The 12,338-nt window shown below is 68.4% G+C and carries 11 protein-coding genes; 3 read left to right on the top strand and 8 right to left on the bottom strand.

Translation table 11 applies throughout. The features are described 5' to 3' along the window. Nucleotides 1-6: 6 nt before the first annotated feature. Entirely contained in the window at nucleotides 7-1,437 is a 1,431-nt protein-coding gene (gene gltX / locus EQZ23_RS02370; RefSeq protein ID WP_240663143.1) for a glutamate--tRNA ligase, read from the bottom strand. Between the two features lie 183 nt (nucleotides 1,438-1,620). On the opposite strand from gltX, the gene EQZ23_RS02365 reads away from it, so the two are divergent. Then, a complete protein-coding gene (locus tag EQZ23_RS02365) occupies nucleotides 1,621-3,723 on the top strand; it encodes a ComEC/Rec2 family competence protein (RefSeq protein WP_240663333.1) in 2,103 nt (700 codons plus the stop codon). Nucleotides 3,724-3,955: 232 nt separating this feature from the next. Here EQZ23_RS02365 and lexA read toward each other — a convergent pair whose 3' ends face one another. Together lexA and EQZ23_RS02355 are read right to left on the bottom strand one after the other, a co-directional pair. Continuing rightward, a complete protein-coding gene (gene lexA, locus EQZ23_RS02360; protein WP_128452863.1) occupies nucleotides 3,956-4,630 on the bottom strand; it encodes a transcriptional repressor LexA in 675 nt (224 codons plus the stop codon). Between the two features lie 68 nt (nucleotides 4,631-4,698). Further along, the gene (locus EQZ23_RS02355) at nucleotides 4,699-5,883 is read right to left on the bottom strand and encodes a molybdopterin molybdotransferase MoeA (RefSeq protein ID WP_128452862.1); all 1,185 of its coding nucleotides are present in this window, start codon (nucleotides 5,881-5,883) and stop codon (nucleotides 4,699-4,701) included. A 461-nt stretch (nucleotides 5,884-6,344) separates the two neighbouring features. Between EQZ23_RS02355 and EQZ23_RS02350 the strand changes: the two genes are divergently transcribed. Further along, on the top strand, nucleotides 6,345-7,079 hold the full coding sequence (locus EQZ23_RS02350; RefSeq protein ID WP_128452861.1) for an energy transducer TonB: 735 nt from the start codon (nucleotides 6,345-6,347) through the stop codon (nucleotides 7,077-7,079). An 85-nt stretch (nucleotides 7,080-7,164) separates the two neighbouring features. Here EQZ23_RS02350 and moaC read toward each other — a convergent pair whose 3' ends face one another. From moaC to EQZ23_RS02330, 4 genes are all read right to left on the bottom strand, one after another. Next, on the bottom strand, nucleotides 7,165-7,632 hold the full coding sequence (gene moaC / locus EQZ23_RS02345; protein ID WP_128452860.1) for a cyclic pyranopterin monophosphate synthase MoaC: 468 nt from the start codon (nucleotides 7,630-7,632) through the stop codon (nucleotides 7,165-7,167). Further along, entirely contained in the window at nucleotides 7,629-8,420 is a 792-nt protein-coding gene (gene trpC, locus EQZ23_RS02340) for an indole-3-glycerol phosphate synthase TrpC (RefSeq protein ID WP_128452859.1), read from the bottom strand. The genes moaC and trpC overlap by 4 nt, the downstream gene beginning before the upstream one ends. A gap of 1 nt (nucleotide 8,421) precedes the next feature. Beyond that, nucleotides 8,422-9,414: an anthranilate phosphoribosyltransferase gene (gene trpD / locus EQZ23_RS02335; RefSeq protein WP_128452858.1), complete on the bottom strand. Its 993-nt coding sequence runs from the start codon at nucleotides 9,412-9,414 to the stop codon at nucleotides 8,422-8,424. Between the two features lie 136 nt (nucleotides 9,415-9,550). Beyond that, a complete protein-coding gene (locus tag EQZ23_RS02330) occupies nucleotides 9,551-10,147 on the bottom strand; it encodes an aminodeoxychorismate/anthranilate synthase component II (RefSeq protein WP_128452857.1) in 597 nt (198 codons plus the stop codon). A 213-nt stretch (nucleotides 10,148-10,360) separates the two neighbouring features. Here EQZ23_RS02330 and EQZ23_RS02325 point away from each other — a divergent pair, with 213 nt between their 5' ends. Beyond that, nucleotides 10,361-10,765 (top strand): hypothetical protein, encoded by a 405-nt coding sequence (locus EQZ23_RS02325; RefSeq protein ID WP_128452856.1) that lies wholly within the window; start codon nucleotides 10,361-10,363, stop codon nucleotides 10,763-10,765. A gap of 78 nt (nucleotides 10,766-10,843) precedes the next feature. Here EQZ23_RS02325 and trpE read toward each other — a convergent pair whose 3' ends face one another. Then, entirely contained in the window at nucleotides 10,844-12,334 is a 1,491-nt protein-coding gene (gene trpE, locus EQZ23_RS02320) for an anthranilate synthase component I (RefSeq protein WP_128452855.1), read from the bottom strand. Nucleotides 12,335-12,338: the final 4 nt, after the last annotated feature.

Here is a 12,338-nt window from a genome sequence, read left to right as displayed (position 1 = left end):
ATCTTATCAGTCTGCCATCCGGTCGGCGATCCGACCGAGGCTCTCGTCACGCCCGAGCAGGTCGAGCACATCGAATATTCCCGGCGACGTCTTGCGACCGGTCAGCGCGGCGCGAAGGGGCTGTGCGACCTGCCCGAGTTTTACGCCTCGTGCTTCGGCCACGCGCCGTACCGCGCCTTCGAGCGCTTCCGTATCCCACTTGTCGAGCGCGTCAAGTTCGGCATGCGCATTCGTCAAAATCGCACTCGCTTCACCCTGCAAAAGGCTCGCTGCGGCGTCATCCATCGCAAGCGGGCGCTGGCTGAACAGGAAATTCGAGCCCTCGGCCAGTTCGTTCAGGTTCGCTGCACGTGGCTTCAGGACCGGCATCGCGCGAGTCAGAAGCTCCAATCCGCCGTCGGGCAAACCGTGACCCAGGCGATCGGCGGCAAGCTGTGCCAGCCGCGCGTCGTCGGCTTCGCGGATGTAATGCCCGTTGAGATTTTCCAGCTTCTTGAGGTCGAAGCGCGAGGGCGACTTGCCGACGCCCGACAGGTCGAACCATTCGACCGCCTGCTCGCGGCTGATGATCTCGTCGTCGCCGTGGCCCCAGCCGAGGCGGAGCAGGTAATTGTCGAACGCCTCGGGCAGGATGCCCATCTCGTCGCGGTAGGCCTCAATGCCGACCGCGCCGTGACGCTTCGACAGCTTGGCGCCATCGGGGCCGTGGATCAGCGGGATGTGCGCGTAGATCGGCTCGGGCCAGCCCATCGCACGGTAGATCGGCAACTGGCGGAACGCGTTGTTGAGATGATCGTCGCCACGGATGACGTGCGTGACACCCATGTCGTGATCGTCGACGACGACCGCGAGCATGTAGGTCGGCGTGCCGTCCGAACGGAGCAGGACGAGGTCGTCAATCTCTTCGTTGCGGACCGTGACGGCGCCCTGGACGCGGTCCTCGATGGTGACGGCACCCTCCTGCGGCGCGCGCAGGCGGACGACATGGGGAAGATCGGGGGCCTCGCTCGCCGGGCGATCGCGCCACGGGCTGCGGATGCGGAGCGGTTTGTTCGCGGCCTGCGCCTCGGCGCGCATCGCGGCGATTTCCTCGGCGGTCATGTAGCAGCGATAGGCGTGGCCGCTGGCGACCATCTCGTGCGCGACCTGCGCGTGGCGGTCGGCGCCGGCGAACTGCATGACGACGTCGCCGTCCCAGTCGAGCCCGAGCCAGCGCATCCCGTCGATGATCGCGTCGATCGCCGGCTGGGTCGAGCGGACCCGGTCGGTATCCTCGATCCGCAGCAGGAACTTGCCCCCGTTCGCCTTTGCGAACAGCCAGTTGAACAGCGCGGTGCGCGCGCCGCCAAGATGCAGGAACCCCGTCGGCGACGGAGCGAAACGGGTAACGACGGGTGCGGCCGAGTTGGCGGTGCCCGTATCAGATATTGCGCCCAACCGCGGGTGCTCCCAGACTGAAGAAACGATGGAGAAACGATGGCCGGAACAGCCGTCGCCGCCCCTAGCATGCGTCCTTGGCGGCGACAAATAGGCGTACCGTCATGGGGGGCGGGCACGGGCCTGGCGGTCGAGCGCTGGCTGGAGGCGGAGCGCGACCAACTGGTGTTGTGGCTGCCGGTGATGCTGGGCGGCGGGATCGCATTGTGGTTCGCGCTGCCGGACGCAGCCGCGTGGTGCCTTGCGATGCTTCTGCTCGTGGCTAGCGGGCTGGCCTGTCTGGCCGTGGGACAGGGCGGGCGAGCGGCGCGGGCGCTGGCGATCGGGTTGCTGACGACGGCATTGGGGCTGGGGCTGATCTGGGCGCGGTCGGAATGGGTGGCGCGGCCGGTGCTGGGTGGCCCGACGATCGCAAGCTTCTCGGCCAAGGTCGAGGCGATCGAGCCGCTGGTGGCGCGGAAACTGGTCCGGCTGACGGTGCTGCCGGTGGGCAAGGGTGTGGAAACCGACGGGCAGCCGGTCGCCTTGCCGTACCGCGTCCGCGTCAATCTGGCCGAGAGGGATGCACCGCCGCTGTTGGGGACGGGGGCGGTCATCCAGTTGCGGGCGCGGCTGATGCCGCCGCCTCTCCCCGCGGTGCCGGGCGCCTACGACTTCGCCCGCGTCGCGTGGTTCGGCGGAATCGGCGCGACGGGCCGCGGCTTCGCACCCGTCATGGTCACGACGCCGAGCGGATCGGGCGCCGGCATCCGCGTCGCGCTGTCGCACCACATCGTGTCGCGCCTTGACGGCAGCGCAGGCGGTATCGCCGCCGCGCTTGCGACCGGCGACGTCGGCGCGATCAGCGAGGCGGATTCGGAAGCGATGCGGCGGGCGGGACTCGCGCATCTGCTGTCAGTAAGCGGGCTGCACATCACGGCTGCGGTGGCCGCGACGATGCTGATCGTGCTGCGACTGCTGGCGCTCAGTCCGTGGCTGGCTTTGCATGCGCGGTTGCCGTTGATCGCGGCGCTGGCCGGGGCGGCAGCGGCAATCGGCTATACGCTGCTGACCGGCAGCCAGGTTCCGACGATCCGCTCCTGCGTGGCCGCGCTGCTCGTGCTGGCAGCGCTGGCAATGGGGCGCGAAGCGATGACGTTGCGGCTCGTGGCGGCGGGTGCTGCGTGCGTCATGCTGGTTTTGCCCGAGTCGGCAGCAGGACCGAGCTTCCAGCTGTCGTTCGCGGCGATCACCGCGATCATGGCGCTGCACGAACATCCCGTGATCCGCACTTTCTTCGGCCCGCACGACGAGGGGCGAGGGCGCAAGCTGGCGCGTGGCGTGGCGTCGTTGTTGCTAACCGGACTGCTGGTCGAATTCGCGCTGATGCCGATCGCCGTGTATCACTTCCATAAAGCCGGGTTGTACGGCGCGTTCGCCAACATCGTCGCGATTCCGCTGACGACGTTCGTCGTGATGCCTTTGGAGGTACTGGCGCTGCTCTTGGACACCGGCGGCCTGGGTGCGCCGATCTGGTGGCTGGTGCAGCGATCACTCGATGCGTTGCTGTGGCTTGCGCATATCGTCGCCGACGCGCCAGGTTCGGTGCGGTCCTTGCCCGCAATGCCGACGGCCGCGTTCGCACTGATGATCGTCGGGGGGATTTGGATTGCGCTGTGGCGTACGCGGTGGCGAAGGCTCGGGATGGTGCCGCTCGCGGTCGGGGCGATCTGGGCACTGACGACGCCTGCGCCCGATGTCCTCATCACGGGCGACGGTCGGCATGTCGTAGTACGAACGGCCGCAGGGCTCGCGATGCTGCGCGACCGGGCGGGCGACTATACGCGCGACATGCTTGCCGAGAATGGCGGCGTGGAGGGCGAGCCGCTTCTGCTGGCGGACCAACCCGATGCACGGTGCAGCCGTGATCTGTGTGTCACCGACATTGTTGCACGGGGACGGATGTGGCGAATTCTCGCGACCCGCAGCGCGTACATGGTCCCCATCTCCGACCTGTTGGCCGCCTGTCGCAATGCCGACGTCGTCGTCAGTGAACGCGGTCTGCCGAAACGCTGCGTACCCCGGTGGCTGATACTGGACCGCCGCGTGCTTCGGCGTACAGGGGGCGTCGCTCTCACTTTGGGGACCGGGACCGTCGTAACGGTCCTGAACGCTGGCGACCGCCACCCCTGGCGCGATCCACCTGTCATCCAGCGCACCGCACATCCGTATAGACCGCGCCATTCTCGATTCTACGACGTCGCACCCGCGTTCCGCGCCGATCGACGCCACCAGAAAGTAGAGTGATCACGCGAAAGCGCAAAGGCGAAACAGTGATGCCATTCGGGACGCCCCGTCGGCTGAATGAGCGATAGAATTATGCTAATGTGCCGACGGCATGGGAAGGCGGATAGACGCCGACCCAAACACGCCATCTTCGGGCCTTTGCGCCTTCGTGTGAACAAAATTGCTGTCGTTCCACGCGCCGAGCGAAGACGCTCACGCGGAGACTCGGTAATTTCTCGTTGACGTCAGCGGCTCAGTCGTAGCGTCGGAGGATGCCCGAAAGCTTGCCCTGCACGCGGACCTGGGCCGGGGCGTAGCGTTGCGGGTCGTAGGCGCGGTTAGCGGGGTCGAGGCGGACCATCGCGCCTTCGCGGCGGAAGTATTTCAGCGTGGCCTCGCTGTCCTCGATCAGCGCCACGACGATCTCCCCGTCGCGCGCGGTTTCGGTGCGGCGGATGAGCGCATAATCGCCGTCTAGGATGCCGGCTTCGACCATCGAGTCGCCCGACACTTCGAGCGCGTAATGTTCGCCCGATCCCAGAAGCGCAGCGGGGACGGCGAGCATCGTGCTGCCTTCGAACGCCTCGATCGGGACGCCGGCGGCGATGCGGCCGTGCAGCGGGATCTCGATCACGTCGTTGGCGGGCTGCGGCGTCGCGGCGACGGGGGCCGACTTGACGTTCGACGGCTTGGAGGGCGTCTTCTTTTCCGGACGCTCGGGCATCCGCAGCACTTCGAGTGCGCGCGCGCGGTTTGGCAGGCGGCGGATGAAGTTGCGTTCCTCAAGCGCGCTGATCAGGCGGTGGACGCCGGATTTCGATTTGAGGTCGAGCGCGTCCTTCATCTCCTCGAACGACGGCGAGACGCCGGTATCGTTGAGGCGATCGTTGATGAAGCACACGAGTTCGTGCTGCTTGCGCGTGAGCATGGCGGTTCTCCGTCCGGAACAGACGAGGAACTTCTATGGAACATAATTAACGCCGTCAAGCGGCCAGATCACCCGATGACGAGGATTTCCGCCGATTCGCCTGCCTTTGCGATCGGCGCATTGCCGGGGCGGACGATCAGGCAGGTCGAGCGCGCCAGGGTGAGCAGCATCGAGCTGTCCTGGATCGTCGACGCGTAGGCGCGGCCGTCGCGCAGTTCGGCGCGCAGATAGTCGGTGCGCGGGTTGTTGGCGGGCAGGTCTTCGCCGAGCAGCGCGTGCGTCGCCTGGGGAAGTGGATCGCGCGCGCCGGCCATGTACGCGACGACGGGCTTCACGAAGAGCGTCGCGGTGACGAACGCGGAGACGGGGTTGCCGGGCAGGCCGAGCACCATCATCTCGCCGATCCGACCGGCCATCATCGGCTTGCCGGGGCGCAGCGCGATCCGCCAGAAATCGATTGTCCCGCCGGCCGCCGCGATCGCCGGGCGAACAAGGTCGTGGTCGCCGACCGACGCGCCGCCGGTGGTGACGAGCAGGTCCGCCTCGACGCTCGCGAACGCGTCGCGCAGGACGTCGAGCCGGTCGGGCAGGATGCCGAGGTCGATGATTTCGACAGGCAGGTCGGCGAGCATCGCGGCGAGCATGATGCCGTTGGATTCAGGCAGCGCGACGCCGTCGGTGGCCGAGCCGGGGGGGACGAGTTCGTCGCCGGTCGCCGCCACCGCGACGCGGACGCGGCGGTTGACGGTGAGGCTGCCGTGGCCGCCGGTCGCAGCGACGGCGATGCGCGCGGGCGTGAGGCGGTCGCCGGCGGCGATGAGGCGGCTGCCGGTGGTGAAGTCGAGGCCCTTGCGGCGGGTGTTGCGGCCAAAGGTGGGCGGGCCTTCGCCCGCCAGGATCAGCGTCTCGCCATCGCGTTCGGCTTCCTCCTGGACCATCACGGTGTCGGCGCCGTCGGGGATTGCGGCGCCAGTGAAGATGCGGGTCGCCTCGCCTTTAGCGACGGTGCCCGTGAAGGGGCGGCCGGCGGCGCTTTCGCCGATGACGCGCCACGGGCCGGGCAAGTCGGCGAAGCGGATCGCGTAGCCGTCCATCGCCGAGAGGTCGGCGGCGGGCTGCGTGCGGCGGGCTAGGATGTCGTCTGCGGCCCAGCGCCCGGCGGCTTCGCGCAAGGGCACGGTCTCGGTGGCGACGCGGGGGGCCATGGCGAACAGGCGGGTTTGCGCTTCGGCGACGGGGACGAGGTCGGTCATGCGAGAAGGCCCGGTTTTGCGTGGGTTTGGCGAGTGAAGTATAGAAAGTGCAGACGCTGGGAGCAGTTTTTCGGGGGTGTGGTTCGGCGCTCTGGTGTCGGTTCGAGCAGGAGGGGGGCGGGGTGCGTCGGCATGCGGGCTGCCTTGCCATGGGTTGGGCGTGTAGGACAGGTCGATGTTTGCTTTGGGGGCGGTGGGGAAGCGCTTTGCGTGCCCAGATCGATATCAGAGGTTAGGGACCGCTCCCTTGTTCTCCCGCGAAGGCGAGAGCCCAGGCTGGGTCCCCGCCTGCGCGGGGAAACACGGTTGGGGAGGCGTCGCTCGTTATCGCTTGGACCTTCCCAATTGGACCCCCGGTCTTCGCCGGGGTGGTGTTTGGGGCTGCCGGACCATGCCCAGCCAGCGCCCGTTCATCGCCCTGGGGCCGTTGTCGCGGATTAAACGGGCACCATATCAATATCATGATCGCGATCGAACCGCCGAGGAAAGACAGGGTCGCCGCCGCGATCGGCGCATTCGTGGTGCCGGGGGTGCTGGGCTATGCGCTGATCTTTGGGCTGGCGGTGCCGATGCCGGCTGCGGTCGGGGAGGCGCTCAAGGTGTTCGGGGTGGCGCCGCCGCCGCCGCCGCCGCCGCCCGTCGAGACGGTCAAGCCGCGGCCGTCGCCGAGCCGCAAGCCGCAGGGGGCTGCGTCGCCGCCCAATCTCAAATCCAAGGCGACCGAGCTGGTCGCGCCGCCGCCGGTGGTGCCGATCGTGGTTCCGCCGCCGGTGGTCGTTGCCGAAAAGGCTGGCGTCGGCGCGCAGGCGACCGCGGGGGCGGCGCCTGTGCGCGGGCCGGGGACCGGGAGCGGTGGGCAGGGGAATGGCACCGGCAGCGGGGGGTATGGCGACGGCGATGGCGGCGGGGGCGAGGAGACTCCGCCGCGGTGGCGCAAGGGGCGGTTGAAGGATTCGGACTTTCCGAGCGATGCCGCGGAGACGGGGCTGCGGGGAATCGTGTCGGTGCGCTATACCGTCGAGGTTAGCGGGCGCGTTTCGCATTGCCGGGTGACGCGGTCGAGCGGGAGCGGGGTTCTGGACGGCCTGACGTGCCGGTTGATCGAAGAACGGTTTCGCTATGATCCGTCGCTCGATGCGGCGGGGCGGCCGGTGGAGTCGACCATTGTCGAGAACCATGATTGGTCGATGGACTAGGGTTGCGTTCGGGTCTGCTGGCCGTGCCCTCACCCTCGCCGCCTGCGGCGTCTTTCCCTCTCCCCGTTGGGGAGAGGGCTTGGGTTCAGGCGGTCCAGGTGCCGGATTTGCCGCCTGATTTCGCCACGACGCGGATATCCGAGAGGATCATCGTCTTGTCGATCGCCTTGGCCATGTCGTAGATCGTCAGCAGCGTGACGGTGGCCGCGGTGAGCGCTTCCATCTCGACGCCGGTCTTGCCTTCGGTCGAGGCGGTCGCGGTGGCGGTGACGCCGGTTGCGTCCACCGCCAGGTCGATCTCGACCTTGGTGAGCGGGAGCGGGTGGCAGAGCGGAATCAGGTCGCTGGTGCGCTTGGCGGCCATGATGCCGGCGACGCGGGCGACCGCCAGGACGTCGCCCTTTTTGGCGGTTCCGGCACCGATCGCGGTCGCGGCCTCGGCCGACATCGTGATGCGGCCGGTGGCGACGGCTTCGCGCGCGGTCACGGCCTTGCCGCCGACGTCGACCATCCGCGCCGCGCCGGCTTCGTCGATGTGCGTGAGGCCGGTCATCCGACCCCCATTTCGCCGACCAGCACGCGCGTGGCGGCTTCGACGTCGTCCTGGCGCATCAGCGCTTCGCCGATCAGGAAGCAGCGGATGTCGTGCTCGGCCATCGCGTCGAGTTCGGCGCGCGACGTCAGGCCGCTTTCGGCGACGAAGGTGCAGTCCTTGGGCGCGCGGCTGACAAGCTCGTAGGTGCGGTTGAAGTCGACGGTGAAGTCGCGCAGGTCGCGGTTGTTGACGCCGATCAGCCGCGACTTGAGTTTCAGCGCGCGCTCCATTTCGTGCGCGTCATGGACCTCGACCAGCACGTCCATGCCGCAGTCGAGCGCGGACGATTCGATCTCGGCCATCTGCACGTCGTCCAGCGCGGCGACGATGATCAGGATGCAGTCCGCGCCGATCGCACGCGCCTCGGTCGACTGCCACGGGTCGACCATGAAATCCTTGCGCAGGACGGGGATCGAGACGGCGTCGCGCGCGGCGGCGAGATACTCGTCGGCGCCCTGGAACCACTTCTCGTCGGTGAGGACCGACAGGCACGCGGCGCCGCCGGCCTCGTAGGCGCGGGCGTGTGCCGGCGGGTCGAAGTCGGCGCGGATCAGGCCTTTCGACGGGCTGGCCTTCTTGATCTCGGCGACAAGCGCATACCCTTGCTTGGCGTCGAGTGCGGCGCGGAAGCCGCGTGGTTTCGACATGCGGGCGATGCCGGCGTCGATATCGGCGAGGCTGATGGTCGCCTTGCGCGCGGCGACTTCGGCGCGCTTGGTCTCGAGGATACGGTCGAGCATTGTCATGTCAGTAGGCAATCCAGCGGGCGAGCAGCGCGTCGGCGCTGCCGGTGTCGAGGGCGGTGGCGGCTTTCGCTGCGCCCTCGACAAGATTGGGGACGATGCCGGCGACCATCAGGGCGGCGGCGGCGTTGAGGAGGACTGCGTCGCGGTAGGCGCCGGTCTCGCCCTTGAGCAGGCGGCGGAGTGCGTCGGCGTTGTGGCCTGCGTCGCCGCCGCGGATGTCGGTGATCGCGTGGGCGGTGAGGCCGGCGTCTTCGGGTTGTACGCGCGCGGGCAGCGTGACTCTGCCGACCGAGGCGACGATGCTGGGGCCGGCGCCGGAGAGTTCGTCCAAGCCTTCTTCGCCCGAAACCACGAGCGCGGCTTCGGTGCCGAGCTGTTCGAGCGCGTCGGCGTAGAGCGCGACGTAATCGGGGCGCGCGATGCCGATGAGCTGTCGGGTGGTGCCGGCCGGGTTGGCGAGCGGGCCCATCAGGTTGAAGATCGTTCGCTTGCCGATGCGTTGGCGGATCGGGGTGATGCGCTTCATCGCCGGGTGGTGGTTGGCAGCGAACAGGAAGGCGATGCCGATGTCGTTGAGGCTCGCCTCGGCAGTGGCGCCGGCGCGGTCCATGTCGAGGCCGAGGACTTCCAGCGTGTCGGCGGCGCCGGCCTTGCTGGAGGCAGCGCGGTTGCCGTGCTTGGCGACGGGGATTCCGCAGGCTGCGACGACGAGGGCGACGGCGGTCGAGACGTTCAACGTGTGATGGCCGTCGCCGCCGGTGCCGCAGACGTCGATCGCGCCGGCGGGGGCGTCGATCGGGAGCATCCGGTTGCGGAGGGCGCGCGCGGCCTCGGCGATCTCGATGCTGGTTTCGCCGCGGGTCGCGAGGTCGATGAGGAAGGTGGCGATCGCGTCGTCGCTGGCGCGCGCGTCGAGGATGTCGGCGAACGCTTCGCGGGCGGATTCGCGGGATAGGGGGGAGGTTGGGTCGGGGAGGAGGGTCGTCGTGGTCATCGTGCCCATCCGGTCCTGTACTCCGTCATGCCGGACTCGTTCCGGCATCCACGGTTCCGTGCATTCATCGGCCGGCGAGCGTGCGGGACGGTGGACCCCGGAACTAGTCCGGGGTGACGGGGGGTGGCCGTCGCGATCATAGTTCAAGGCCTTCGCGGGGCTTTACGGGGATACCCGCCATCTTGAGGAAGTTCGCCAGCATCGCGTGGCCGTGTTCGGTGGCGATGCTCTCGGGGTGGAACTGGACGCCGTGGATCGGCAGCGTCTGGTGGCGGAAGCCCATGACCGTGCCGTCCTGCGCAGTCGCATTGACGACCAGCGTGTCGGGGACGGCGTTGACGATCAGCGAGTGATAGCGCGTCGCGGTGAACGGCGAGGGGAGGCCGGCGTAGAGCCCGGTGTCGTCGTGCAGGACGGGCGAGGTCTTGCCGTGCATCAGCCCACCGCGCTCGACCTTGCCGCCGAAATGCTGGCCGATCGCCTGGTGGCCGAGGCACACGCCGAGCAACGGCTTGCGGGCATCGGCGCAGGCGGCGACGAGGTCGAGGCTGACGCCCGCCTCGGTCGGCGTGCAGGGCCCGGGGGAAATGAGGAACGCGTCCGCGCCGGACGACAGAGCCTGTCCGGCGGAGATCGCATCGTTGCGGACGACCTCCACCTCGGCGCCCAGTTCCATCAGGTAATGGACGAGGTTCCAGGTGAAGCTGTCGTAATTGTCGACGACGAGGATCATGGCGTCGCCATAGCCTAAGCGGGCCCCGGTGCAACATGGCAGCACGTCGAGCAGGGGCGCAAACCGGAGTGGGTGCGGTATATCGTCGCAATTGTGCCGCCGGGTGGTCGTGGTTTGCCGCGGCGCTCCCTATATCGAGCGCGCAGGCGGCGCATCATTCAGCGCGGAGCAATGCCGCGTGACGGACGTTATCCGTTCAAAGGAGCCTCACCGATGTTACGTACCGTCGTCCTCGCTGCACTGATCGCACTTCCCGGCATGGCTTATGCGCAAGATGCGCAGGTCGACACCCCGCCCCAGCGCATTCGCAGCGTCACGCTGACCGGTGACCAGAAATGCCCCAAGTCGAGCGATGGCGAGATCGTCGTGTGTTCGACGCTAGACCAGCCCTATCGCATCCCGAAATCGTTGCGCGACGACAAGCCGGTGGCGGCCCAGAACCAGAGCTGGGTAAACCGTGCGGCGACGATGGATCAGATCGGACGGGTTGCCGGTGGGTTGCCGGATACGTGTTCGGCGGTTGGGACGGGCGGCCAGTCGGGCTGCTTCATGCAGCGTAACCAGGCTTATGCGGCCGAGCGTCGCGCGCCCGCCAGCGAGACGAATACCACGCCCTAAGCCTTTGTTCACCCGCGAAGGCGGGAGCCCAGACCGGGTCCCCGCCTTCGCGGGGAAACAGTGTTCTTTAGTAGCGGGTTACTGACCGAAGGCCGGAGCGCTGGCCCGGCTGACCGCTTCCCGCGCCGCCGCCAGAATCGCGCCGGCCTTGGCTTCGCATTCGCGTTGTTCGTACTCGGGGATGCTGTCGGCGACGATGCCGGCACCGGCCTGGACGTGGATCGTGCCGTCCTTCACCACCGCGGTCCGGAGCACGATGCACGAGTCCATCGAGCCGTCGGGAGAGAAATAGCCGACGCCGCCCGCATAGGCACCGCGCCGTTCGGGCTCCAGTTCGGCGATGATCTGGCAGGCGCGGACTTTCGGCGCGCCGCTAACGGTGCCGGCGGGGAAGCCGGCGAACAGCGCGTCGAGCGCGTCCTTGTCGGGGGACAGCATGCCGACAACGTTCGAGACGATGTGCATGACGTGGCTGTAGAACTCGACGCCATAGCTGTCGGTCACGCGTACGCTGCCGGGTGAGGCGGCGCGGCCGACATCGTTGCGGCCAAGGTCCAGCAGCATCAGGTGCTCCGCGCGCTCCTTGGGGTCGGCGAGCAGGCTGACGCGGTTCGATTCGTCCTCGGCCGCGGTCTTCCCGCGAGGCCGGGTTCCGGCGATCGGCCGGATCGTCACCTCGTCGTCGCGAACGCGGACGAGAATTTCGGGGCTCGAACCGATCAGCGCGAAGCCGGGCAAATCGAGGTGGTAGAGGAATGGCGACGGGTTAATCCGGCGCAGCGAGCGATAGAGCTCGAACGGCGGCAGCGCGAACGGCGTGCTGAAGCGCTGGGCGAGCACCACCTGGAAGATATCGCCGGCGAGGATATAGTCCTTCGCGGTGGCGACCATCTCGCCGTAGCGGCCCTCGGGCAGCGCGGGCGTATAGGCGGGCTCGGCGACGTCGGCGCGGACCGGGGCGGGGACGGGCGTGCTGGCGAGCTTGGCCGCTATCGCGTCGAGCCGGTCTTCGGCCTCGGTGACGATCGCCTCGGCCTCGCGGGCCGGATCTGGCCAGGCGGGCGCGACGAGGTACAGCGCGTCGGTCAGGCGATCGAACACCAGCACGACGGTCGGCCGCACGAAGATCATGTCGGGCAGGCCGAGCGGGTCGGCCGACGGCTGCGGCAGATCCTCGACCAGTCCGATCGTCTCATAGCCGAAATAGCCAACGAGGCAGGCGAGCGCGCGCGGCAGTTCGGCGGGAACGTCCGCCCGGCATTCGGCGACCAGCGTGCGCAGCGCGTCGAGCGTCGGCTGCGCGCAGGGCTCGAACGCATCGCGGTCGGTCGCCCAGTGCCGGTTTATCTCGGCGGCATGGCCCTGCGCGCGGAACAGCAAATCGGGGGCGAGCCCGATCAGGCTGTGGCGGCCGCGGATCGCACCGCCCTCGACCGATTCGAGCAGGAAGTCGCCACGCCCCGGCTCGATGAGCTTCAATGCCGCGGCGACCGGTGTCTCGGTGTCCGCGACCTGACGACGCCAGACGAGCGCGGGGCGCCCCTCGGCCAAGGCTTCACGTGGCGTCATCCGA

It is taken from the genome of Sphingomonas sp. UV9 (assembly GCF_004101245.1).
In the GTDB taxonomy this organism is placed as follows: domain Bacteria; phylum Pseudomonadota; class Alphaproteobacteria; order Sphingomonadales; family Sphingomonadaceae; genus Sphingomonas.
The sequence above is the reverse complement of the archived record's forward strand: the minus strand, read 5'-3'. Positions and strand labels throughout refer to the sequence as shown.